Source organism: Desulfomicrobium salsuginis (genome assembly GCF_054657795.1).
The window spans coordinates 916,775-940,119 of sequence record NZ_BAAHYA010000001.1 but is presented as its reverse complement, the minus strand read 5'-3'; the positions used below and the strand labels follow the sequence as shown (position 1 = coordinate 940,119).

Genomic DNA, 23,345 nt, shown 5'->3' with positions numbered 1-23,345 from the left:
TGTGAACGAGCGCTGGCGGCGTGATTGCCCATGGCTCTCGAAACGTGTTCAACAAGCTCTGGTCGTCTTGCGTTTCGATCGTGGCGACGCCCTGTCCAGGCCCACATGTGGGAACGTTGGGGCTTCTTCTGTCGCGGTGGTTTCACGCGTCGAAACCAGACGCTTCCCTCTCCCCCGCATGTCAAGCCGACCGCAGGACATTTCTCGCGCGGTCGAAAAAAGGGCTCGCGCACCGGCGAGCCCTTTTTCGATCTAGGCCTGGTTGGACATGGTCCTCCAGTCGTCGCTTTCGGACGTGCTGGCGATTTCGTGGGTTTTGATGATCTTGCGGTAGGTCATGTAGACATCTTCCAGGTGCGTGAAGTGCGCCATGCCAGGGTCCTGGCAGTTGGGCATGTAGGCCTGGATGTCGACGATGATGGCGTCTTCGAGCTGGATGGTGAAGTAGTGCTCCATGGTCCCCGAGGCCGAGGTGCGGTAGAATTTCATCTCGACCTTGGGCAGCTTTTCGCCGCTGGCCAGGGCCCTGAAGAGCAGGGGAGAGGCCTTGTCCATGACTTTGGTGATCTTCAGGGGCTTGTGTACGCGCTGGCCCGTCGGCTGCCCGGACTGGGGGTCGCGGGGCAGGATGATCTGGTGCTCGAAGGCTTCCACCAGGCATTCGTCCTCATGGCCTTCCTGGAAGATGTTGCCCACCGAGGCTTCGGTGAAGTTACCGGCGGTGATGAGGCCCTGACGCTCTCCGGTGATGCTGATATAGGCGGGAACCGGCATGATGCTCTCCTTATGGGATGAGATTATTGATGTGTTTCCGCCTGGGGCAACATCCGTACCCTTTTTTTATTGTCAGAAATATGAGCTTGTTACGTCGTGATTGTGCGCTGGGTTTGGCAAGATGTTGCCCTGGGATAAAGGCCGAGGAAATCTGAAACTATGAAAACAGATGAAAATCAGGCTGTTGAGTTTGGCATGCTTTTGCTTGAATTTTGAGGAGATTTTTTCTTTTGAATCCAACACTCTTAAATGGTTGGTCAATTGCCTGGCAATTGATTGCCGGAGAGGCAGTGTTGTCCGGGTCAGGCCGAGGATGCGGCATTTTTCAATGGCCCGGTTTTAGGGGAAGGCTACAGTTGCTACACGCATTCAAGTCAGAAATAATTTTTGCTTCATAGCACATTGGTTCTTCAGTTTTTTTATCAATTATACGTTCTGGAAAAAAATTAATATTAGTAATTTTATTTAGCTCCCATGTATGATAAGGAATAGTCTGTTCACAAACATACACAATAGAATTGATTTCGTCTATAAAAATGAATTTTAAATAGTCCAAACCATTTTCCATTTCAAGTTTTTTGTCCGCATTTATTGTAAAGTTGTCAGAAAATTTTCCAAAAAATAAATATGCTTGAATCTTATTTGAATAAATTAAAAACGTTGTATTTATTATATCAGCGCTATAGTTAGTGATTTTTATGCCTATCTTTGCGCTTCCACCAGCATTATATAAATTGTTCTTTGCTTCTATTTTAATATTTTCAATTCTAGTTTTGTTAACATAAAAAAAGTTGAAAGCGTTCATGTATTCACCGCATTGTAATAAGAGTTTTTGTGTAAAAGTACAAAATAAATAATGAGTATTGATATAATTTTCATGTGCCCTTATGGATAAATTGTTGCATACTCGAATTAAATTCTTTTGGAGTTTTGCCTGCTGTTGGGATTTCGAGTCCTCCTTGCTTTCTCCATAAAGAATAATCATTTGTTCCTTCCATTTTTGCACGCAATGTATTGCTAAGACCTTTGTGAGGGAGTGCTTTATGCGAGTTTAAAATATCTATTACATTTCCTTCACTTTCTTTTCGTTTCTCACGCAAGCACTTTGATAAGTCGCTACTGTTTTCTTCTCCTCTGAGTACATTTCCATAAAAAGTTCTCCTTAGAAATGCATAGACGTTTACTTTGAAATAGTTTGCAATTGTCTGAGCAAGGGATGATTGTGGATTCCCTGTTTGGCAAGCATATGAGTAGATATTTCCGTTTGCTAAAAAAATATTTTTTTCAATTTTATTAATTGTATCAGCACTTATTAAAATATTTTCAACGCCTGAATAATTAAGTGAAATATGATAAGGAGTTCCATGACAGAAAAAATACACATCTTTAATTTTTGTCTTGTCTCTTTCTCTATTCATCAAACTAATTAATGATGCATTGTCTTTTAAAATGAAATATTCGTATTTAAATTTTTCACAATATAGTTTAATCGCGCCTAATTCAAGATCATTATACCCGTATTCAACACACGCAATAATCGTTCTATCAGCTTCCCGAAGGCCTTTATTGATTTGACATGTCGCAGCTCCAATAAACATCATTTGTAACCAAAAAGATTTATAATGTAATTCTGACCCTATAAAAATAATGTTTTCGCATTTATCTTTTTCTTTTTCGTTATTGTCGCTGTTGGTTAAGGAGCACGGGCTGACTGAGTTGCAAAAGTCGTTAGTATTGTTGGTTGGTGATGATGTCGATTTTGCTGGGGGAGTCCAATCTATCCTGCGTCCAATAAAGGTTCCGTCTGGGAGACGGTTATCCTCCATAGTTGGCAATATAATAACATCATAAGCTTTAATTTCATGACGATTAATAATTTTAGGGTTACGTTTCATTATCTCGTCTTCACTTGTGTTATTATCTAGAGCAATTTGGCTGAGTACATCGCCAAGTTTAATAGTGTATAATTTTCCCATTGCATTAGCCTTCTCTGATTTTAGAGTCTATATTTTTAAATTAAACTATATAAGTTAGATTAAGTATGTCTAAAACATATCGAGTTGACATGTCGCAATATCTCTTGTTCCTTCATTATTCCATACGAGATGTCATTATCCAGCATACTCGCTGGCTTAACAAAGAGCGGGTCTTTAATCACAGAAACACCGCGGAGGAACATAAGACACGCGATGAGAACTTTGCCGACTTGCGCGTCCAGTCCGAGTTCACGCGCGTTTTCTTCTGCCGTGTATAGAATCTGTCCAGCCAAGGCTTGTTGGGGGACATGGGCGTAGCGGGAGGGATGGATTTGTTGCAGTATTTTCAAAATTTTTTGGTCGTTGGTCGCTTCTACCACTTGGCGGAAATCCAGATTTTGAGCGTTCTTGGTTGCGCCGGATTGACCAGCATTGCTCACAGTGCTGGTTTGTTTTTGAAACGAATTGAAGTGCCCCAACACCTCCTGGAGACGTACGAACGATTCCGGCATTTTTTCCTTTTTTCCCTTGTCCGGGAAGCGTTGAAAACGTGCCCATGGGAACATGGGGTCTATGTCGAAATCACAGCCGAGGTTGGTCATGAGCGTGATGAGTCCCTTGACTTCCCTTTCTGCAAGCATGTTGTAGTGCTGCGCTTTTTGCACGGCGAGATCTATGAATTCTCGAACTTTTATTTCACCTGCTTCGGCAAACCGCTCTGGGTGTTCTTCGGCAAACTCTTTTACGCAGTTGTCAACGAAATTGTTGATCGTAAATTTTTCAAAATCAGCGTACATTTCATTGCTTACAACAAACATAGATCATCTCGTATTTTTTACTTTGTTATGCGGAGAGACATTTGTAATTTTCCTGAGATTTCCAGTATGCTAATTTTATAGGAGTGAGCATTTTGATGACATGTGGATCGTTCATGTGATTCGCGATAACTTCAAAAATTTTTGGATCGTAAAATCTGAACAGGACTACATCATAGTTTGGCAATTTTGCCTCCAGATACTCTTGGAAATGAACGGTCAGATCTTTCAAGGGCAGGTCGGATACAAGGAGCATGGCTTTTCTTTTGTCCTCGGTCTCTCCGGCATACCAGGGCAAAAGTCCGTCCTCCCTATTTGTGATGCGTACCAGGCATGGGCTTACCTCCAACGCCGTCTCGAAGTATGTCCCACGGTAGAGTGGGATGTAATCAGGTCTTTCTTCCTGTTCGTAAATGAAGGCGTGAATGTTTTTGAAGCGCGCTCCGTCCATGAGTAGGTAGATGTTGCCTTGCTGACGCCTCAAGGCCACAAGGATGTCGAAGTCGGCATTCATCTGGTGAAGAATCATGATTGCTTCCTCGGCACATGGCCTATTTTGTTCACTTGAGAAGCAGATACAGGTCGTCTGGATTTAAATCGTTAAATGGGCGCGCGCCGAACTCCTTTGATGTCAGGACGCGCGGTGGCCCGACCGGTTCGGCTGTACGCCGATCGGTGTAAGCAACGCTGAAACCGGCAAGCGCGTATCCGTCAGTTGCCGGGGCAAATGTCATGATTTCTGTAATGAGGAACCAGCCTGAGCAGAGCTGGTTCTGCAGTTCAAAGCCGGAATCAACAGCTTTGGCTTGCACGAATCCATCTGCAGGGCAGAGGTCGTCAGGATCCATGCCACGGACTACGCGTGAATTTCGTGCCAAAACTTCCCCATCGGCAGCACGCAGAACCGCACATCCGTTCGCAACCTCCAAAATCAAGCCTGACGGAAGTGGCACACGCTGTATTATTTCTGTGCTCTCCGGCGGGATCGATTCCGTCTCTCCGGATTGCTTCGGGACAAAGAACGGTTGATGCGTTTCGGCACGGACCAACCAATGACTTTGGACGTAGCACACCATGACAAGCAGGACCGTAATGGTGATTGAATAATTGATTATCAAATATGTCTGTGCCATGTTCTGCTTTAGGTATGCATCCCAAAATTTTCAGTTATTTGTTAGATATTATATGTTTAAAGCTTATTGATTTGAGTTTGTTGTTTTTTTGTGTCGTTTTCTGATATAATAAATCATAAAAGAAAAAGAAGAAGAAAATAAAATGCTTAAGGGTAAAAATACATAGTATATCATATCAAACATGATATTTCCGCCTTCTTCACCGTAAAACTCTTTTCCATTATATAGTAATTTTGTGTACAAATTGTAAAAAAAATTGCTATTGAATATTAATATGCAAAAGAATAAAACAAACACAGTAAGTAAGAGAGCTGCATATTTAATTGCTGCTTTCATCGCTATAAATCTCCCAGAACAAAACAACAGGAGCTCTCGTTAAGTCAGACATTCTGAGGCGATTCTCGGATAATTCGGGAAAACGTAGGCGTATCCAAGTCCTAAGCCAGCCAATACTTGCCAATTTTGCGCCATCCCACAAATCTATATGATCTCCAGTAAAATTTTGCTCCCCATCCCTTCTCCAATAATCTTTAAAAAATATTATCCCTTTTTTCCCGCGAACATTTTCTTGAAATGTATCGCCAGACAGTCGAATTGATTTTGGACATCCAGCAAAAGGTTGAGCTTCCAGATAATCAGCTAATTCTTGCGCTCTTATAGCATGAATTCCTCCTCGACCATTAGCTTGAGGACATCCCCAGCACCTCGTTCCTTTGTAGCCTTTTAGTAATATACCATTTAAATATAATGCGTGGCTTAAATGAATTGCACAGTGATTATCAAATATATCACTGCCATGTTCTGCTTTATGGATTATGGCATCGTCTGGGTATGCATCCCATAATTGCTCAAAGCAAATCACTTTTTTTCAAGAGTTTTTTTAGATCCTGTTATACTATTTGTCTTAACCTGCAAGCTTTCATTTGGCATAGCCTTCCCCGTTTAATTTTTGCAAAGCTTCATCTCCAAAAAAGAACATAATATTTTGAGAATTCCCTGTATGCACTCTGCAAGTACACCCTTTTTCGTCTGTTATTCCTGAGAAAACAGCTCCGGATTCCGTTTCAACATGGTATGGGTAGTTTGTGATAGGCCTGCCGTTTTGGTCTATTAGCTCGACCATTTCGTCATACTGCTCTTTCATGTCGGCTTGATCACCTGCACTACACTCTTCACAGAACGGCTTATGCACAGCCCCTCTCAACGCATCAATCTGCGTTATCGGCGCCATGCCTTCGTCAACCAGTTCGCCGGCAATGGGCAGCAACGGCGCCGCGCCTGTACCAGGGCTGGGGGTTCCGCCGGAGTTGAGTTTGATCTTGGCCCCGTTGATGCTCACGCCTGACGGGTCGATCTTGATGAAGCTGCCGCCGGCCATGATGGTCAGTTCCGTGCCGGCCTCGATGATCGTCTTGATGTCGGATTTGAGGTGCGTCTCATCGCCGGACCGGACCAGCCATTTTTCGGTGATCTTGCGATGGCTGTTGCCTTTGACCGTCATGTGGTCGTCCGACAGCAACTCGACCTTGCGGTCCTTGTGCACGGTCTGGTGATCCTCGCCTTTGACTATGGAGTAGGAGAAATTGTCGATGGTGCGGTGCTGGTCGCGGAGGATGTGCTCTTTCCAGTCGTTCTTGACGTAGACGTTCACGTCCTTTTCCGCATGGGCGTAGATTTCCTCCTGGCCCTTCTTGTCCTCGATGCGCAGTTCGTTGAAGCCGCGTGGTTCGCCCTCCGCTCCAGGCGTGGACATGGACTTGAAGACCGTACGCGTCTTGTTTGCGGGCAGAGGGTACGGGACCGGATTGCGGGAGTTGAACACCCGGCCCGTGATGACGGGTCGGTCCGGGTCGCCCTCCAGGAAGGTGACCAGCACTTCCTGGCCGATGCGAGGGATTGCCAGTGTGCCGAACTGTCCTCCGGCCCAGCCTTGGGAGGCGCGAATCCAGCAGGTGGTGTTCTCGTCGCACCTCCCTTCTCTGTCCCAGTGAAACTGCACCTTCACCCGGCCGTGCTGGTCTGGGAAGATCTCCTCGCCGTCGGGGCCTGTGACAATGGCCGTCTGCACTCCGTAGATGGGTTTTCTGGGATGGTCCGAGGCGGGGATGAACCTGGTCGTGTTGGGAATGGCCCGCACGTTTGCCCCGTACGTCATGCCCCGGTCCGGGGCCTCGTGCTCCAGGACCTGGGGCTGTTCGCCCCGGTGCTCCACGCGGACCACCCACCAGGGTACGTTGTAGTCCTCGCGGCGGTGCCCGAAGAGTTCGAACACGTATCCCGGCGTCATCCGGGAGACATCCGTCGTGACGTCGACCCAGGCGCTCATGCTGAAATTGCGCATGAGTTCGAGATCCACATAGCGTCTGCCGTCCTTCTGCAGTTGGTACAGGTGCGGGTAGCGGTACTGCTCCAGGTTCATACCCGCAGGGACCGGCGCCTTGACGGGGTCGGTCTCGGATAGCTTGACCTGCAGGTCCAGGCGCGTCTTCTCGAAGTTCCACTCTCTGAAAGTGAAGGAGTCGCTACGGATGTCCCGGCCCATCTCGATGGTGCGCACGGTGGCCGTGTCCGTCTCGGTCCCGGCGCCGGGATGGAAACGCAGCAGGCTTTCCCCTTCGATCCGGGGGCCGTCCGGCATGTCCGAGAAGCAGAGCACGTGTCGGTCCTTGAAGTGATCGAAATAGAAGTAGAGGCCTTCCTCCTCGCACAGGCGGGAGATGAAATGCAGGTGCGTTTCGCCGTATTGCACGCAGTACTCGCGCGGCGCGTAGTCGAAGAAACATTTGAAGGCGTAGGAATCGCCCGTGAAGTTCTGCTCCTTGAGGATCTTTTCGATGATCTGGGTCACGTTCATGTTCTGGAAGATGCGGTGATCCGTGACCTGATTCAGGAAATGGAGCCTGGGCACGAGCAGGCAGCGGTAGTGGGTGCGCTGGTTGGCGGTGTGCAGTTGCATGAATCGGTGGATGACGCCGTGCACATGCCGCACGCCGCCGCTCCTGTCCCGAATGGACAGGCACGCGGTCTGCCCCAGGAGCGCGGCGAAATCGAGATTGTCGAGGTCGTGGACGAGCTCGATCTCGAACTCATAGGGGCGATGCGTTTCCTCGACGCCGGAGAAGGCGTAGACCCTGAAGCCGAGAGCGGCGGGTGTCTCGAAGGTGAACCAGGAGCTGTTGGCGCTGTTGCCCAGCAACTGCCACGGGTTGGAGGCGGCTTCTGTGAAATGCATGTGGTTCTCCGGCTTTTATAATGATTCGTATTCGATCATGTATAAGTTCCAGCAATTTTTATTTATGAAGTGGTACGTTGCTGATGTCTTGGTGTTCTCTCGTGATATTTTTATGCTGATTTTCTTTGTGTCGTACTTTTCATTTAAAATTGATATTGTTCCATCAGTATAAGTGTATGAATTTTTTAAAATTGGAAAAAGTAAGTCTTCTTCATTGCATAATTTTATATTTTTTGAATTTTTATCGCTTTTATTTGTCGTTGAGATGATAAGTTGAAAAATCGTGTATTCTTTTTGTATATCTATATCTGATATGTATTGAGCATAAAAAATGTTGAAATCTTCTGATATGCAATTTTTTTGTGAAAAATCGGTCTTTTCCTTGAGTGAATTGCTCAGTGGGCTTAAGAAAACAACTAGGAAAAGTATTCCTATTTCATTTTTGATCATGTGTGTCCCGGAGTGTTGCAGGCTTCGTGTGGGCCTCTCCGGAGAGCGTTCGTCATGACGCCTAGTCGACGGTCACGTCGGGGCTCCCCTCGATCATCTCTCCGATCCCGCCGCAGTGGGTTGTCGCGTCTCCCACTCGGGCCAGGGGTATGTTGTTGACCAGGACGGTTGGGCTGCCCTTGGCGACCTTCCATGTGTTGGGCCCACAGCATGCTGCGTGCGTGCCCCGATCCCCGACCCGCAGCGCCGGTTCGTAGTTGATGATGACGTCCGGTGACCCGGTCGTTGCCGCGCCGGTGACGGGATGCGGGCAACACGCCTTTCCGTGGGTGTCGGCTGGACAGAAGGCCTTGTCGCCATGTCTGCAGGCTTTGGGCATATGCGCTCCGTTACGAATTTATGTGGCCCGGTGCGATGAACGGAGGATGCTTGGGCGTATGGGCGAACCGTGCCTGCCAGCCTCCGTACAATTCGTGTGCGTATCCGGACGGTCGCGCCGGGCCCGGAACGCTGGTTCGAGCCCGGCGCGGCGTTCGCTTACCAGGCCGTTGAAAAACGGCGATCCGCTGCATCAGCGAAAAAATCCAGACCGCTTATGTATGCGAGAGTACACTGCGCGGCCTGGATTTTATCGCTTCCTTGCATCTCACCATTTTTGAACGGCCTGCGACGTTTGAATTTTTCAGTCCGTTATGCCTGGTTGGACATGGTCCTCCAGTCGTCGCTTTCGGACGTGCTGGCGATCTCGTGGGTTTTGATGATCTTGCGGTAGGTCATGAAGACATCCTCGAGGTGTGTGAAGTGCGCTTTTCCGGGATCCTGGCAGTTGGGCATGTAGGCCTGGATGTCGACGATGATGGCGTCTTCGAGCTGGATCGTGAAGTAGTGCTCCATGGTCCCTGAGGCCGAGGTGCGGAAGAACTTCATTTCGACCTTGGGCAGCTTTTCGCCGCTGGCCAGGGCCCTGAAGAGCAGAGGGGAGGCCTTGTCCATGATCTTGGTGATCTTCAGGGGCTTGTGAACGCGCTGGCCCGTAGGCTGCCCGGACTGGGGGTCCCGGGGCAGGATGATCTGGTGCTCGAAGGCTTCCACCAGGCATTCGTCCTCATGGCCCTCCTGGAAGATGTTGCCCACCGAGGCTTCGGTGAAGTTTCCGGCGGTGATGAGGCCCTGGCGTTCTCCGGTGATGCTGATATAGGCGGGAACCGGCATGATGCTCTCCTTTGGGATGAGGTTGTTGATGTGTTTCCGCCTGGGGCAACATCCGTGCCTTTTTTGTAGTGTCAATGAAAATGGCATGTTGTGTTGTTGCGTGTGCGGCGAGGTTGGCAAGATGCTGCCCGGGATGAAGGCGGAATAAAAGGAACACATGGAAAATAAATAAAAATCAGAATGTTGTATTTGGCAAAAAATGGCTTGAGTTTTTCGTAAGTTTTTTTGGTCTGCTTTTAACGTTCTGGAATAGTGGAGTAATTGCTGGGCAATTGATTGCCGGGCCGGGTTGAGTCGAGGCCCTTGTACGGGGCTCGGTTTTGAGAATGAAAGGTGCTTCGAGAGGCAAAATTTCTGCCCGATCTGGTCGGACGCAGAAGTCCCGGAAGGAAGTCGCCGATCCAAAGGTGGGGCTAACGAAATTTGTTAAAATTAGCTCATTTATTTCAGTTATTTAAAGAAAGATACCGGGGCGGTCATTAACCAGTCTTCTACAAGCCCATGGGACATAATTTGTAAAGAATACGTATTAAATGGCCTGAATTAAGTCTGGAATATTCTTATTTTTGTATACTTACAATGCATTTATGGTGTTCAATGGCATTTATTTTTTTTTCTGATTCATGCTTGCTGTCCCAATTGCATTGATTATATCTGTTATATAGTAAAAAAGCATGATTGATACATCATGCGTTAAGGGTGCCAACAATCTGCTCCCTTCTCTTCCCGATCCCATTTTTCAGACGTGGATCGCCCCCTTGAGCGAGGAGTCGCCGTGTGGCGAGGATATAGGCTTCTCCGACGAGTTCGAGTCTCTCAGGGAGGAAGCGGAGAAAGGGGCGTCACTGCATGGGGGGCGGCCTACGGACTGGCCCCTCGTTCTGCGCGTGGCTACGCAGATTCTCGGCGGGCGCAGCAAGGATCTGTGGGTGGTGTGCTACGGCGTCATGGCGGCCCATGAGTCCCATGGGCTCGTGTCGTGCGCGGCCGCTTTTTCCGCGACCTCGTCGCTTCTCGAGACGTATTGGGATGAACTGCATCCCGGCGTATCCCGGGTACAGCGACGAATCGCGCCCCTGAAATGGCTCGCAGCGCGTCTGGAGCCCAGGATGTCGGCTGTGGCCAAGACCGAGGAGAAAGGTGCGGTCGTTGTCCTGACAAAAGAGCTGGCCAGGCTGCAGGCGATCCTCGACGCCAGGTTCGGCGAAGCGGCCCCTTCCTTCGCCGGCCTGTTGCGCCTGCCTGGCAATGAAGCCCAGGCGGCGGCTTCCGGCAGCCCTCTCCGGCATTCCCGCTCCGGGAGCATCCCGCAGGTTTCTTCCGAACCGCCTGTTCCTTCCTCGGCGGCGGATGATGTTCTCGCCGCCATCGACGGCGACGGCCGCGTGCCGGCCGCGGTGCTGCCGCGTTTGCTCAGATCGGCTCAGGATCAGTGTCGGCAGCTGGCGGCGCATTATTCCTCGTACGATGTCCTGGACTGGCGAGTGGTTCTTCTGCACCGCACGGCCCTGTGGTGCAGCGTGGCGCAGCTGCCCCAGGCGGATGCCGCCGGCGTGACGCAGCTGCGCCCCGTGCCGCCCGAAAGGGCGCAGTCGTACGTGGCGGCGGTCGAGTCCAGACGATTCCTGGATATCCTGCCCCGGCTGGAGCGCTCCGCTGGCCAGGCCCCCTTCTGGCTGGACGGGCATTGTCTCGTCGCCCGCTGTCTCGAAGGGCTCGACGCCTCCGGGGCGCTGGCCATCCTGCGGGCCGTGCTCGCCCAGTTTCTGAACCGTTTTCCCGAACTGGTCCGCTACAAGTTTCAGGACGGCAGCCCCTTCGCCTCGCCGCGCACGGCGCAATGGCTCGATTCCCTCGAATCGCCGTTGTCCGGCCACGCCATGACGCGCGTGGCCATGGGCGCGGGAGAGGCTGTCCGCGAGCAGGAACTGCTGGATGAAAGCCTGGCCATCCGGGCGGAGCGAGGCTTCCCGGCTGGCCTGTCCCACCTGGAGAGAGTGCCTGCGGGCCGAAGTCGCGCGGCCGTGCGGCAGGGGCTTCTGCTGGCGCGATACTGCATTGCGGCCGGCAACAAGAAGGCGGCCGTGCGTCTCTTGCAGTCCCTCTACGCACAACTGGAGAAATGGGAGGTGCTGGACTGGGAGCCCGAACTCAGCGCCAGCATCATTTCCCTGCTTCTCTCTTTGCAGCCCAAGGAGAAGGGGAACGGGGCGGAGATCATGTTCAGCCGTTTGCACTGGCTGCATCTCGGAACGGCGGTGGGCAGTTTCAAGGACAACATCTGAGCGGAGATCCCGATACATCGATTCCGGCAAGACGTCGGCGGAAGTCGTAAGGGTGAAGCGCAGCCGAGTGCGCAAGGCCTTTCACATCGGAGAACTACACAGTCCGGAATCAATTTCGACGGTCTTATAAAATCAATTCTGTAACGGAGGCGTACATGGCCAAAGAGTCGTCAATAGCACCCAAGGAACGCATCAACGTCACGTTCAAGCCCGCTGCGGGCGGAGCCCAGGAAGAGATTGAACTGCCCATGAAGGTCATGGTCGTGGGGGATTTCCTGCAGCGGCACGATCCACGCAATCTCATCGATCGCAAGCCCGTGTCCATCAACAAGAACAATTTCGAGGAAGTCCTGTCCAAGCAGGAGCTTTCCCTGCAGATCGCCGTTCCCGACAGGCTGCGGGACAACGCCTCGGACTCGGACATCCCGGTCACCCTGAATTTCAAGGGCATGCGGGACTTCGAGCCCGCCGGCATCGCCGAGCAGGTCCCGGAGATGCGCAAGCTGCTGCAGCTCAGAGACGCCCTCGTCTCCCTGAAAGGCCCCATGGGCAACATCCCGGCCTTCCGCAAGGCCATCGAGAACGTTCTCGCCGATGACCGCCAGCGCGGGATGATCATGAAGGAGCTGGGCATGAGCGAGGCCGAGGTCAAAAGCTTGCTGACGGCGAAGGACCCCGGCGGCGAGACCGCCGAAACAAAGGCCAAGGGCCCCCAGAAGAAGAATTGAGAACACCCCTTCCATCAAGGAGATCCATAATGAACCAGACCCAGGAGGCCGCTCTGGAGCGGCACGGCACGGGCTCGCTTCTTGAGCAGATCATCAGGGAGACGAATCTCGATCCCCAGGACGAAGGCTACGAGGCGGCGAGGCTGGGCATCAGCGCCTTCATCGAGGAGATGCTCAAGCCTTCCTACGCTGACGAGCAGGTCAAGAAGGTCACGGTCGACCGCATGATCGCCGAGTTGGATCGTCGCCTCAGCGCCCAGACGGACGAGATTCTGCACAACCGTCAGTTCCAGGAGCTGGAATCCGCGTGGCGGGGGCTCAAGCTCCTCGTGGAGCGCACGGACTTCCGGGAGAACATCTTCGTGGAGATGCTGCATGTCAGCAAGGACGAACTGCTGGACGATTTCCTCGACGCTTCGGAGATCACCCAGTCAAGCCTCTACAAGCTCGCCTACACGGCGGAATATGGCCAGTTCGGCGGCAAGCCGCTCGGGGCCATCATCGGCAACTACTACTTCGAGCCCACGGCCATGGACATGCGTCTGCTGCAGAGTCTGGCCGGCGTTTCGGCCATGGCCCACGCGCCGTTCGTCGCCTCGGCCGGGCCATCTTTCTTCGGGCTGAACAGCTTCGAGCGCCTGCCGGTCCTGAAGGACCTGCAGGACATCTTCAGCGGGCCGCGATACGCCAAGTGGCAGTCCTTCCGGGAATCGGAAGACTCCCGTTACGTCGGCCTGACCGTGCCGCGCTTTCTCCTTCGCCAGCCCTACGACCCGGAAGAGAATCCTGTCAGGGCCTTCGTCTACAAGGAAAGGGTCGACGACAATCACGAGAATTTCCTTTGGGGTAACGCCGCCTTCGCTTTCGCATCGCGCATCACCGACAGTTTCGCCAAGTTCCGCTGGGCGGCGAACATCATCGGCCCCCGCTCGGGCGGCGCGGTGGATGACCTGCCCGTGCATCTGTACGAGAGCCTGGGCGACATCGAGATGAAGATCCCCACCGAGATCCTCATTTCCGACCGCCGGGAGTACGAGCTGGCCGAACAGGGGTTCATCGCCCTGACCATGCGCAAGGGTTCTGACAACGCGGCGTTTTTCTCTGCCAATTCCTGTCAGAAGCCCAGGTTTTTCGGGACGTCCGCCGAGGGCAAGGCGGCGGAGCTCAACTACCGCCTGGGCGCTCAGCTGCCGTATCTTTTCATCGTCAGTCGTCTGGCCCACTACATCAAGGTGCTGCAGCGCGAGCACATCGGATCCTGGAAGGAGCGGACCGATCTCGAGCGCGAACTGAACACCTGGATCCGCCAATACGTGGCCGACCAGGAGAATCCGAGTTCCGACACGAGAAGCCGCCGCCCGCTGCGTGACGCGCGCGTGGTGGTGGAAGACGTCGAAGGGGATCCGGGCTGGTACAGGGTTGCGCTCAGCGTCCGGCCGCATTTCAAATATATGGGCGCGTACTTCACCCTGTCGCTGGTCGGCAAGCTGGACAAGGAATAGCACCGTGGCGGGGAGTCTGTTTGACCGGTTGACGCGCGGCGAGGCGGGGCTGCGGATGGATGAGGACGAATCCATCCGCCTCCACCTCCTGCGCATGCTGACCACGCGCCAGGGAGCTGTCCAGGCGCTGCCGAACTACGGGCTCCCCGACCTCAACGACCTGAGCCTGTCCAGGGCCGAAGTCATCCGGCAATGCTGCATGGCCATCGAGAAGTGCATCGCCGGGTACGAGCCGAGGCTTCGCGGGGCCAGGGTTGCGTATGCGCCCCTCGATGACGGCCAGCTTCATATGGCCTTTCGCATCGAGGCGATGCGGGAGGATTCAGATGGAATGCAGGTCCCGTGGCGCTGGACCATCGTCATGGACGGCGACCAGGTGAGGGGGGCGGCGTGAACACCTTCAACCGCTATTACCTGGACGAACTCGTTTCGTTGCGGGAACTCGGCCGGGAATATTCCAGGAACAACCCGTCCCTTGCGCCCTTCTTCGACACTCCCCGGCGCGACCCGGACGTGGAACGCATCTTGGAGGGGGTGGCGTTTCTGTGCGGGCGTCTTCGCCAGAAGCTGGACGATGAACTGCCCGAGATCACGCACGCCCTTTTCAGCCTGCTGTGGCCCAACTACCTGCGCACCATTCCGTCCTGCAGCATTGTCCGCTACCGCCCCGCGGCGAACCTGACCTGGGCCGTGACCGTGCCCCGAGGGACCACGGTTGAATCCAGGGAGATGGAAGGGACGAAGTGCCGTTTCCGAACGGTTTACGAAACCCAGATTCTGCCCATTCGGATCGAGGACCAGACTATTTTCGAGCACGACGGGCAGATCGTCCTGGCCCTGCGGTTCGGCGTTGTCGGCTCCACTCTGGAAAATATCCCCCTTTCCAGGCTGCGCCTGTTTTTCACGGGGGAGCCGGCCATCGCCCATTCCCTGTATTTCACCATGGCGCGGGGCACTCGTGAGATACGTTTTCTGTTGCGGGGGGAGAATGGGGGGTACGAGACCGTCCATGTCCTTGCGCCCGATATGATGCGTCCTGTGGGCTTCAGGGAAGATGAAGGGCTGTATCCATACCCGGCGAACACCTTTCCAGGATATCGCGTCATCCAGGAGTATTTCTGTTTCAACGAGAAATTTCTGTTTACGGAGCTGTCCGGTCTCGACGCCTGCGTCGCGGCCGGGGGAGGGGCCGTGGCCGGCGCCGGTGAATTCGAGCTGCACTTTGTGCTGGAGGAATTTCCCGAGCAGTACGAATCTTGGAGGAAGGACAATATCGAGCTGTTCTGCACGCCCGTGGTCAATCTCTTCTCCATGGACTCCACTCCCCTGACCGTGGACCATCGTCAGTCCGAGTACCGAATCGTGCCTGACCCAAGGCTTCCCGATCATTACGCCGTGTACAGCGTGGAGCGGGTGCGGAGCTGGGGAGGGGACGGCAAGCTCAGGCGCGAGTACAGGCCCTTCGAGTCCTTCGAGCACGGGAGCGGCCCGAATGCCGAAGCGGCCTACTACCGCCTTCGTCTCAAGCCATCCCTCGACGGCGAGAGCACGGAGACGTTTATATCCATCGTCCATTCCCAGGCTTCGCCGGCGGCGCGGACCGAGGAGATCCTCTCCCTTGAACTGGAGTGCACGAACCGCCTCCTCCCGGTCCGGCTGTCCGTCGGCGATATCAACACGCATGTCGACGACTCGCCCGACACCGTGACCCTCGGCAACATCACCCCCGTCACCCCTCCCTACACGCCTCCCCTGGAGGGTGATCTGCTCTGGCGGCTCATTTCCAACATGTCCCTCAACTACCTGCCCCTGAACGACGTGCACGCCATGCGCGCGCTGCTGGCGAGCTATGACTTCCGGGCGCTCCATGATCGTCACCGGGCGCGTGTCCTGGACAAGGCGCTGGGCGGCATGAAGGGCATTGTTTCGGAGGACACGGACCGGATCTACCAGGGGCTGCCGGTGCGAGGGTCGGTCACGCGGCTGACCCTGGATCGCGGCGGTTTCAGCAGCGAGGGGGAGATGTATCTCTTCGCGTCGGTCATCAACGAGTTTCTGGCGCTGTATGCGACGGTCAACAGCTTTCATCAGCTCGTGGTCGTCGACTCGCAGAGGGGCGAGGAGTACCAGTGGCCGGCCAGGCTGGGGAGGAAGCTGATCCCGTGAGCGCTCTCCGAAAGTTTGAAACGTGCGGCATGTCTGACGTCATGGCGCGCATCTCCGGTGGCTGCGCTTTTTCTCGGGCAGTGGAACATGTGCTGCGCATCGGCCCAGAGGAGCTGCGGCCCAGGGATTGGCTGCGCTTCAAGGTCAATCCCAACCTGTCCTTTCCTCCGGGGGACATTCATGCCGTGGAGAGCGCCGGCGCCGAGAACGAAGCGGAACGCGTCTGGTTCGTGCTCAACCTCATGGGGCTGCACGGGGCCGCTTCGCCGCTCCCCGCCTATTTCACGGAACACGTGGCGCAGCACCAGGACGAGCCGGACGCCTTCCGCGACTTTCTGGATGTGATCAACCATCATCTCATCTCAATCTTTTACGGCATCTGGAATAAGTACCGCTACTACCTCCAGTTCCGCGACCACGGGGCGGACATCAATTCCAGGCGCTTCTTCAGCTTCATCGGCCTGGGGCACAAGGAACTGCAGGGCACGAGCGGCCTGCGCCGCGAACGCCTGCTTTCGTACATGGGCCTCATCGCCTTCAGCGGCGAGGCCGCCGGCTCCCTGGAGAGCATCCTGCGCCATTATTTCGGGCATCCCCTCGTGCACATCATTCCGTGCATCCGCCGTCAGGTACCCATTCCCGCGGATCAGCAGTGCGCCCTGGGGCTGGCCAACTGCAGGCTGTCCACGGACTTTCTGCTCGGCAGCGAGGTGCTCGACCAGACCGGAAAATTCAGGGTGCTTTTCGACGCCCTGTCCTGGAAACGCTTCACGGACTTTCTGCCCGGGGGCAGCCTGTTTTCGGAATTGCGGAGCCTCGTGCGGTTCGTGCTGCGTTCGCGCCTCGGTTTTGACGTGGAACTGCGGCTCAAACCCGCGGAGATTCCGGAATTCACCATTGGCAAGGCCAGCCCGTGCCGCCTCGGCTGGACGACATGGGCAGGGCAGGGCGGGGACGGCGTCATCATTCTCGAAACGGACAGCAGATATGTGGATTAGCCAATGATCACGATGAACCTGTCTTCCCTAGTCGCGGCCCTGGACGAAACATGCCGCCAGGCGCTGGAGGAGGCTGCCGGGGCCTGCGTGAGCAGGGGCGGCTGTGAAATCGGCATCGAGGACTTCGTGGAGAAGCTCCTGCCGACGCGCGAGATGCTGGATATCCTCACGCAGTTCGAGCGCGACCCGGAGGAAATGCGCCGGCTTCTGGCATCTGCGAGGCGGCAGGAGAAATCCGCTTCCCGTCCCGTGTTTTCTCCATTGCTCATCGGCTTTTTCCAGGAAGCCTACCTGTTGGCCAGCCTGGAGCTCCGCCAGGAGAGGGTGGGCGTCGGCGAGTTGGTGCTGGCCATGCTGCTCAATCCGGCGCGTTACGGGGCCATGCCCTTTTATCAGGAACTCGGGAAGATTCCTGGAGACGCCCTGCGCCGTCTCCTGGAGGGGTTGCGGGATGGCCGGGGCGGGTCCTTCAGGGGCGCGGCGCAGGCCGGGCCGCAGGGGTTTCTTGACAGGTACGCCACGGACTTCACCGCCGACGCCAGGGCCGGCCGCACGGACCCGGTCTTCGCCCGGGGCGCGGAAATCCGGCAGATGGTGGATATCCTGACGCGCCGCCGCAAGAACAATCCCATCCTCGTTGGCGATCCGGGCGTGGGCAAGACCGCCGTGGTCGAGGGCCTGGCCCTGCGCGTGGTCGAGGGCCAGGTGCCGGACACCCTGGAGGAGGTGCGCATCGTCGGGCTGGACATGGGGCGGCTGCAGGCCGGCGCAAGCGTCAAGGGTGAATTCGAAAAGCGGCTCAAGGGGGTCATCGACGAGGTCAAGGCTTCGCCCGTGCCGACCATTCTTTTCATCGACGAGGCGCACACCCTGGTGGGCGCGGGCAATACCCCCGGGGCAGGCGACGGGGCGAACCTCCTGAAGCCGGCCCTGGCGAGGGGGGAGATGCGGACCATCGCGGCCACCACCTGGAGCGAATACAAGAAATATTTCGAGAAGGACGCGGCCCTGGCCCGCCGTTTCCAGCTGGTCAAGCTGGACGAGCCGTCCATGGCGGAAACGGTGACCATCCTGCGGGGCATCGTCCCGCATTACGAAAAGAACCATAATGTCTATGTCCGCGACGACGCGGTCCTCTGCACGGCGGAACTGTCCTGCCGGTACATCAGCGGCCGCCAGTTACCTGACAAGGCCATCGACGTCCTGGACACGGCCTGCGCCAGGGTGCGGGTGAATCTGGGAGCCAAGCCCGTGGACCTCGAAGCCATGGAGGAGGAGCTGGCCTCGGTGCGCAGGGAACTCGACGCGATGGAGCGCGACTGTGCGACCTGCGGCCTGGACGTCGCGGATCTGCCCGACATCGACAGGCATGCGGCCCTGCGCGGGCGGCTCGACGCCCTTTCCCGGGATATGGACGCCCTTGCCGGACGCTGGAAGAGGGAGCGGAATCTGGCCGGTTCCATCCTGAAGCTGCGCAACACGGAAGGCGAACGGGACGAGGCGGCCTTGAGGGCGCTTGTGGAGGAACTTCGCGCGGAACAGGCCGATGGGCCCCTGGTGTTCCACGAAGTCACGCCCGACCTGGTGCGCGGCATCGTTTCCGAGTGGACGGGCATCCCCGTGTCAAAGCTGGGCGGCGGCGGGTCCGGAGCCCTCGGCGGACTGCGGGACGGCCTGCGCCGGCGGGTGCGGGGCCAGGAGCATGCACTGGATACCATTGAACGCGCGGTGCTCGCCGCCCAGGTCGGGCTGAACAGCGCCTCGAAGCCTACGGGCATTTTTCTGCTCGTGGGCCCCTCGGGGGTCGGCAAAACCGAGACAGCCCTGGCCGTCGCGGACGCCCTGTTCGGGGGCGAACGCATGCTTGTTTGTATCAACATGTCGGAATTTCAGGAAAAACATACTGTTTCGCGCCTCGTCGGGGCGCCTCCGGGCTACGTGGGCTTCGGCGAGGGCGGCCGTCTGACCGAGGCCGTGCGCAGGCAGCCATACTGCGCCGTCCTCTTCGACGAGGTGGAGAAGGCGCATCCCGAGGTGCTGAACCTTTTTTACCAGATCTTCGACAAGGGCGTTCTCGCCGACGGCGAGGGGCGTGAGGTGGATTTCCGCAACTGCGTCATCTTCATGACCTCGAATATTGGCGGCGACATTGTTTCGGCCCTGTGCGCTGGGGATGAAAATCCCGAACCCGAAGTTCTCAAGGAGGCCCTGCGTCCGGCCCTGCTCCGGCACTTCCAGCCGGCCCTGCTCGGCCGCATGACCGTCGTGCCCTACACCGCCCTCCGTGGCGAGACCCTGAGGGAACTCGTGGAAATGAAACTGGCCAGAGTGGGAGCACGACTGGCCGGGAGGCACCGCATCTGTCTGCGTTGGGAAGAAGACGTCATATCCTCCATCATGGCCAGTTGTTCCGCGGTGGAGACCGGGGCGCGCAACATCGACCACATCATCGGCGCCTCCCTGCTGCCGGGCATCGCGACCACGCTTCTCGGAGCTCTGGACGGCGGCAGAAAGGCGCACGGCGAGCTGCACGTGGGGCTGAACCGCGCGGACGGTTCCTTCGCCTTCAGCCTGGGAGGCCGGCCATGACCGAGGTTTTGGCCCTCAAAGAATGGGGTGGACGTTTGCGGGCCTGCTCAGGCCCCGCAGACGCGGCGCACTGTCTGGCCAGGGCGGTGGCGGGGCTGTCAGGGGCGCGGGTTTGCTCGGTAGGCGTCTTTCTTCTGGATCAGAGCGGAAAAGCGTTGCTTCTTGAGGGGCGTCACCCCTGCGACGCAGCCTTGCTCGCCGACCCGACGGCCATTCCCGCCTGGGAGTTGGACGATCCCCTGGCCTTCAGCGTGCACGGGGGCACGCCCAGCCGTGTCGATTCGGAATTGTTCGCAGGCCTTCCCCCGTCCCTGGAACTGCTCTGCCCTGATATGGAAGGAGATATCCGCAGCGCGGCCGTCGAGCCGCTGGTGGCTCCCGGAAATGCCGTTCTGGGTGGCGTCGTCATGGTCTCCCGTGGCAGGCTGCCCGCCGTGTCCGACCATGTCCGGATCGTGCTCGACTACGCGGCGGCCATTTTGGACGGGGCCGTCTTCAAGTCGCGGCATCATCTCCTCGTGAACGGGTTGAGCCAGGACTGCGCCCGCCTTGAGCGCGAGGCCAGGGACGCACGGCTGCGGCCCGAAAGCAGCATTCTCGGCATGAGCGAATCCATGGAGGCCATCCGGTCGATGGTCGTGAGCATTTCGGCCAGCGACGCGCCGGTGCTCATCACCGGCGAAACAGGCACAGGCAAGGAGGTTGTGGCCACGGCGATCCACAATGCAAGCCCACGCCGGCATGGACCCTTCGTGCAGATCAACTGCGCGGCCCTGCCGTCAAATCTCCTGGAGAGCGAACTGTTCGGCCATCGCAAGGGCGCTTTCAGCGGGGCCGACGCCGATCACCCCGGCCTCTTGCGCAGCGCGAACGGCGGCACGGTCCTGCTGGACGAGATTGGGGACATGCCGCTGGATGTGCAGTCCAAACTGCTCCGGGTGCTGCAGGAGCACACGGTGCGCCCCGTGGGCGAAGTGCGTTCCCATGCCGTGAACATTCGGGTCCTGGCGGCCACCAACAGGGACATGGCCGAAGCCGTCGAGAGAGGTGAATTCCGTCGTGACCTCTACCATCGCCTGGCCCTTGTTCATCTGAAGCTCCCGCCGCTTCGGGAGCGTCTCGAAGACCTGCCGGTTTTGGCCAGGCATCATCTGGCGCAACTGGCTGTGCGTTACCGACGCCCGGGTCTGTGCATCGCCCCGGAGGCCTGGGCTGCGCTGTCCTCGCTTCCATTCCTGGGAAACGTCCGTGAATTCTTCTCCATGCTCGAAAAGGCGGTCATCATGACAGACAAGAGTGCCACGACGCTTTCCGCCAGGGACCTGTTGGAGGGCGAGTCTGTCCGGAAATACGGCAGCCTGAAGCTGAACGATCTCGTGAAGTCATACGAGTCCTCCATAATTCTCGAGGTGATGAAATTTTACGGGAACCGTACCCGGGAAGCCGCGAGAGCGCTCGGTGTGCCCATAAGGACGCTGAATCACAAATTGAGCCGGATCGGCGGGGCGCAGGCCTCGATGGCCGGGTTGCCGGACGACAGTCAGTGCAGGAGCCCCCGTGGAACTCATGTTTGAAGTCATCAGCAGGCAGAAATTCTCGACCGGCTTCGCCGTCTCCCATGTTTTCAGCGAGGCGGGGGGCTTCATCGGGCGGGCCGGGGAATGCGAGTGGATTCTCCCTGACAAGGGGAAGCGCATCTCCCGCAAACACGCCGTCATCACCTGCGACGGAAATTCCTTTTTCATCGAGGATGTCAGCCGCAACGGGATCTATACGGAGCCCGGCAGGACCGCTCTGGGGAAGAGCGTGCAGCACAAGATCGAGCACGGCGACAGTTACATCATCGGGGTCTACGCCATCCAGGCGCGCCTGCTGCATCGTCCCGATGCGTACATCCAGCCCCGAGGGGGCGAGGACTGGCTGGTTCCGGCCGACAACACGCTTTCCTCCGACCCTCTTGTGGCCATGGACCAGCAGGAGGATTTCGAGGCCAAGCGGCGTTTGGGGTACTACGATGACCTGTTGGGAGAGACGCCCGCCAAGGTCGAAGTGCTTCCGGATCACAACAGCGTGGCCACAGACAGCCTGCCGCGCGTCTCCATGGTCCCGCCGCCTGAAGAAATGGACCTGCCCGAGGACTGGAACAGTGATGACGATGAGCTCTTGCCCCGGGAAGCCAGTCTCCCTGAGACGGTACAGAGTCTTCAGGTTCCGGAGAAGCGCCCTGAGCATGAGGCGCAGGAGCGCGTTCAGGTTCCCGAGACGGAAATTTTTTTCAAGGCCTTGGGGTTCTCACGCGCTCCCGATTCACACGAGGAGCGCGAACGGATCTTGCGCCAGGCCGCTGAAATCGTTGTCGCCGCGGTGGACGGCATGCACCACTGCCTGCGCAACCAGGCGGAATGCAAGAACGATCTGCGCCTTCCCGTGACCACGATGCGTCTGACCGGCAACAATCCCCTGAAATTCACGCCCACTCCCGGGGTGGCCCTGGAGCATCTTCTCGGTCCGGTCCGCGAAGGCATGATGGCGGCCGGAACAGCCATGCGAGCGGGGTTTGGCGATCTTCACGGCCACCATATGGGGCTTCTGGCCGGCGCCAGGGCATCCGTCAGGGCGGTTCTCGAAAAGGTGTCACCGGCGGCGATCGAGGTCCGACTGGATGGGAACGGGCCGGTGGGTTTTTTACGCAAGTCCAGGCTCTGGCACCTTTTCCGGAAAACGCATCAGGCCCTTCTGGATGACCATGAGGGTTTTGCTGCGTTTTTCCTCCATGATTTCGCCCGCGCGTACGAGGTGCAGGTCAGGACTCTCGGAGCATTGCCGGAGCGGTCCGGTTTCAAAGGAGACTCATGATGCGTTTGCCTCTTCAAGCGATCACGTTGTTTGCGCTCATCGCCACGAACCTGCTGTGCGGTTGCGCCAAGCCGAGCATAGATCTGGCCGTAGCCAGCCAGACCAATGTCAATCCGGATCATACCGGCCGCCCGTCGCCGGTCATCGTCAAGATTTACGAGATGCGCTCGGATCTGGCCTTCAGCCAGTCCGATTTCGGGCCCCTTTTCGAATCGCCCGTGCAGGTCCTGGGGGCCGACCTCCTGGCGGCGGACGAAGTGCTGCTCGTACCGGGAGAAGCCCGGCGAATAACGTACGAGCCAGTCGAGGGAACGAGGTTCCTGGGCGTGCTTGCCGGTTTCAGGCAGATGGAGAGGGCCAGGTGGAAAACCGTCGCGCCCATCGATTGCGAAGAGTCCAATGCCGTGGGCATCGAATTGCGCGACGTGACGGTTGCGCTCATTCCCGACGAAGATGTCTCGGCCTGGGATCCTCTGGAAGCGGTCAAAGGCTTTCACAATCCCGTCGGGGAAACCTTTCCTTCAGGCGAGGAGGCGGACCAGACGGCCTCCTCCCTGGAGGAAAAAGCGCGGAACACCCCCGTGAAGCAAAGTTTTTTTCCGTCCCTGCCGGGTGCACAGAGATAGGGA

Annotated in this window: 21 protein-coding genes; 10 read left to right on the top strand and 11 right to left on the bottom strand. The window is 56.5% G+C overall.

What is annotated here, in order from left to right; genetic code table 11:
• Nucleotides 1-252: 252 nt before the first annotated feature.
• The 11 genes from ACYQ3G_RS04195 to ACYQ3G_RS04145 all read right to left on the bottom strand — a co-directional run bounded on the left by ACYQ3G_RS04195 (nucleotide 253) and on the right by ACYQ3G_RS04145 (nucleotide 9,592).
• Entirely contained in the window at nucleotides 253-774 is a 522-nt protein-coding gene (locus ACYQ3G_RS04195; RefSeq protein WP_459822641.1) for an Hcp family type VI secretion system effector, read from the bottom strand.
• Between the two features lie 325 nt (nucleotides 775-1,099).
• On the bottom strand, nucleotides 1,100-1,579 hold the full coding sequence (locus tag ACYQ3G_RS04190; RefSeq protein WP_459822638.1) for a hypothetical protein: 480 nt from the start codon (nucleotides 1,577-1,579) through the stop codon (nucleotides 1,100-1,102).
• A gap of 70 nt (nucleotides 1,580-1,649) precedes the next feature.
• Nucleotides 1,650-2,750, bottom strand: a complete 1,101-nt coding sequence (locus ACYQ3G_RS04185; RefSeq protein ID WP_459822635.1) for a LysM peptidoglycan-binding domain-containing protein — start codon at nucleotides 2,748-2,750, stop codon at nucleotides 1,650-1,652.
• A 59-nt stretch (nucleotides 2,751-2,809) separates the two neighbouring features.
• Nucleotides 2,810-3,568 carry a hypothetical protein gene (locus tag ACYQ3G_RS04180; RefSeq protein ID WP_459822633.1) on the bottom strand — a complete coding sequence of 253 codons (759 nt, stop codon included), beginning with the start codon at nucleotides 3,566-3,568 and terminating at the stop codon, nucleotides 2,810-2,812.
• 25 nt (nucleotides 3,569-3,593) lie between these two features.
• Nucleotides 3,594-4,094: a DUF4123 domain-containing protein gene (locus tag ACYQ3G_RS04175; protein ID WP_459822630.1), complete on the bottom strand. Its 501-nt coding sequence runs from the start codon at nucleotides 4,092-4,094 to the stop codon at nucleotides 3,594-3,596.
• 31 nt (nucleotides 4,095-4,125) lie between these two features.
• Complete coding sequence (locus ACYQ3G_RS04170) at nucleotides 4,126-4,698, bottom strand: hypothetical protein (RefSeq protein ID WP_459822628.1); 573 nt, start codon at nucleotides 4,696-4,698, stop codon at nucleotides 4,126-4,128.
• Between the two features lie 319 nt (nucleotides 4,699-5,017).
• Complete coding sequence (locus ACYQ3G_RS04165; protein WP_459822626.1) at nucleotides 5,018-5,560, bottom strand: type VI secretion system amidase effector protein Tae4; 543 nt, start codon at nucleotides 5,558-5,560, stop codon at nucleotides 5,018-5,020.
• 57 nt (nucleotides 5,561-5,617) lie between these two features.
• Nucleotides 5,618-7,930, bottom strand: a complete 2,313-nt coding sequence (locus ACYQ3G_RS04160) for a type VI secretion system Vgr family protein (RefSeq protein ID WP_459822623.1) — start codon at nucleotides 7,928-7,930, stop codon at nucleotides 5,618-5,620.
• Nucleotides 7,931-7,945: 15 nt separating this feature from the next.
• Nucleotides 7,946-8,380, bottom strand: coding sequence for a hypothetical protein (locus ACYQ3G_RS04155; protein ID WP_459822620.1), 435 nt, complete (start codon nucleotides 8,378-8,380; stop codon nucleotides 7,946-7,948).
• Nucleotides 8,381-8,441: 61 nt separating this feature from the next.
• Nucleotides 8,442-8,759, bottom strand: a complete 318-nt coding sequence (locus tag ACYQ3G_RS04150) for a PAAR domain-containing protein (RefSeq protein WP_459822617.1) — start codon at nucleotides 8,757-8,759, stop codon at nucleotides 8,442-8,444.
• A gap of 311 nt (nucleotides 8,760-9,070) precedes the next feature.
• Entirely contained in the window at nucleotides 9,071-9,592 is a 522-nt protein-coding gene (locus tag ACYQ3G_RS04145) for an Hcp family type VI secretion system effector (RefSeq protein ID WP_459822614.1), read from the bottom strand.
• A 674-nt stretch (nucleotides 9,593-10,266) separates the two neighbouring features.
• Here ACYQ3G_RS04145 and tssA point away from each other — a divergent pair.
• The 10 genes from tssA to tssJ all read left to right on the top strand — a co-directional run bounded on the left by tssA (nucleotide 10,267) and on the right by tssJ (nucleotide 23,342).
• Complete coding sequence (tssA, locus tag ACYQ3G_RS04140; protein WP_459822612.1) at nucleotides 10,267-11,877, top strand: type VI secretion system protein TssA; 1,611 nt, start codon at nucleotides 10,267-10,269, stop codon at nucleotides 11,875-11,877.
• A 155-nt stretch (nucleotides 11,878-12,032) separates the two neighbouring features.
• Nucleotides 12,033-12,605, top strand: a complete 573-nt coding sequence (tssB, locus tag ACYQ3G_RS04135) for a type VI secretion system contractile sheath small subunit (protein ID WP_459822609.1) — start codon at nucleotides 12,033-12,035, stop codon at nucleotides 12,603-12,605.
• Between the two features lie 29 nt (nucleotides 12,606-12,634).
• Entirely contained in the window at nucleotides 12,635-14,107 is a 1,473-nt protein-coding gene (tssC, locus tag ACYQ3G_RS04130) for a type VI secretion system contractile sheath large subunit (RefSeq protein WP_459822606.1), read from the top strand.
• A gap of 4 nt (nucleotides 14,108-14,111) precedes the next feature.
• Entirely contained in the window at nucleotides 14,112-14,501 is a 390-nt protein-coding gene (gene tssE, locus ACYQ3G_RS04125; protein ID WP_459822603.1) for a type VI secretion system baseplate subunit TssE, read from the top strand.
• The gene (tssF, locus tag ACYQ3G_RS04120) at nucleotides 14,498-16,273 is read left to right on the top strand and encodes a type VI secretion system baseplate subunit TssF (RefSeq protein ID WP_459822600.1); all 1,776 of its coding nucleotides are present in this window, start codon (nucleotides 14,498-14,500) and stop codon (nucleotides 16,271-16,273) included. Before tssE ends, tssF begins: the two co-directional genes overlap by 4 nt.
• On the top strand, nucleotides 16,270-17,271 hold the full coding sequence (tssG, locus tag ACYQ3G_RS04115) for a type VI secretion system baseplate subunit TssG (RefSeq protein WP_459822598.1): 1,002 nt from the start codon (nucleotides 16,270-16,272) through the stop codon (nucleotides 17,269-17,271). The genes tssF and tssG overlap by 4 nt, the downstream gene beginning before the upstream one ends.
• 3 nt (nucleotides 17,272-17,274) lie before the next feature.
• Nucleotides 17,275-19,860, top strand: a complete 2,586-nt coding sequence (gene tssH, locus ACYQ3G_RS04110) for a type VI secretion system ATPase TssH (RefSeq protein ID WP_459822595.1) — start codon at nucleotides 17,275-17,277, stop codon at nucleotides 19,858-19,860.
• Complete coding sequence (locus tag ACYQ3G_RS04105; RefSeq protein WP_459822591.1) at nucleotides 19,857-21,434, top strand: sigma-54 interaction domain-containing protein; 1,578 nt, start codon at nucleotides 19,857-19,859, stop codon at nucleotides 21,432-21,434. The genes tssH and ACYQ3G_RS04105 overlap by 4 nt, the downstream gene beginning before the upstream one ends.
• Nucleotides 21,427-22,716 (top strand): type VI secretion system-associated FHA domain protein TagH, encoded by a 1,290-nt coding sequence (gene tagH / locus ACYQ3G_RS04100; protein ID WP_459824178.1) that lies wholly within the window; start codon nucleotides 21,427-21,429, stop codon nucleotides 22,714-22,716. The genes ACYQ3G_RS04105 and tagH overlap by 8 nt, the downstream gene beginning before the upstream one ends.
• Nucleotides 22,713-23,342 (top strand): type VI secretion system lipoprotein TssJ, encoded by a 630-nt coding sequence (gene tssJ / locus ACYQ3G_RS04095; RefSeq protein ID WP_459822588.1) that lies wholly within the window; start codon nucleotides 22,713-22,715, stop codon nucleotides 23,340-23,342. Before tagH ends, tssJ begins: the two co-directional genes overlap by 4 nt.
• Nucleotides 23,343-23,345 lie beyond the last annotated feature (3 nt).

Bases quoted from the DNA above. Each gene is read 5' to 3' on its own strand.
- ACYQ3G_RS04155 (WP_459822620.1), bottom strand. From the start codon at position 8,380: ATGATCAAAAATGAAATAGGAATACTTTTCCTAGTTGTTTTCTTAAGC.
- ACYQ3G_RS04160 (WP_459822623.1), bottom strand. From the start codon at position 7,930: ATGCATTTCACAGAAGCCGCCTCCAACCCGTGGCAGTTGCTGGGCAAC.
- tagH (WP_459824178.1), top strand. From the start codon at position 21,427: ATGTTTGAAGTCATCAGCAGGCAGAAATTCTCGACCGGCTTCGCCGTC.
- tssJ (WP_459822588.1), top strand. From the start codon at position 22,713: ATGATGCGTTTGCCTCTTCAAGCGATCACGTTGTTTGCGCTCATCGCC.
- ACYQ3G_RS04185 (WP_459822635.1), bottom strand. From the start codon at position 2,750: ATGGGAAAATTATACACTATTAAACTTGGCGATGTACTCAGCCAAATT.
- ACYQ3G_RS04145 (WP_459822614.1), bottom strand. From the start codon at position 9,592: ATGCCGGTTCCCGCCTATATCAGCATCACCGGAGAACGCCAGGGCCTC.
- ACYQ3G_RS04105 (WP_459822591.1), top strand. From the start codon at position 19,857: ATGACCGAGGTTTTGGCCCTCAAAGAATGGGGTGGACGTTTGCGGGCC.
- tssH (WP_459822595.1), top strand. From the start codon at position 17,275: ATGATCACGATGAACCTGTCTTCCCTAGTCGCGGCCCTGGACGAAACA.
- tssC (WP_459822606.1), top strand. From the start codon at position 12,635: ATGAACCAGACCCAGGAGGCCGCTCTGGAGCGGCACGGCACGGGCTCG.
- ACYQ3G_RS04175 (WP_459822630.1), bottom strand. From the start codon at position 4,094: ATGATTCTTCACCAGATGAATGCCGACTTCGACATCCTTGTGGCCTTG.
- ACYQ3G_RS04170 (WP_459822628.1), bottom strand. From the start codon at position 4,698: ATGGCACAGACATATTTGATAATCAATTATTCAATCACCATTACGGTC.
- tssA (WP_459822612.1), top strand. From the start codon at position 10,267: ATGATTGATACATCATGCGTTAAGGGTGCCAACAATCTGCTCCCTTCT.
- ACYQ3G_RS04195 (WP_459822641.1), bottom strand. From the start codon at position 774: ATGCCGGTTCCCGCCTATATCAGCATCACCGGAGAGCGTCAGGGCCTC.
- ACYQ3G_RS04190 (WP_459822638.1), bottom strand. From the start codon at position 1,579: ATGAACGCTTTCAACTTTTTTTATGTTAACAAAACTAGAATTGAAAAT.
- ACYQ3G_RS04180 (WP_459822633.1), bottom strand. From the start codon at position 3,568: ATGTTTGTTGTAAGCAATGAAATGTACGCTGATTTTGAAAAATTTACG.
- ACYQ3G_RS04150 (WP_459822617.1), bottom strand. From the start codon at position 8,759: ATGCCCAAAGCCTGCAGACATGGCGACAAGGCCTTCTGTCCAGCCGAC.
- tssB (WP_459822609.1), top strand. From the start codon at position 12,033: ATGGCCAAAGAGTCGTCAATAGCACCCAAGGAACGCATCAACGTCACG.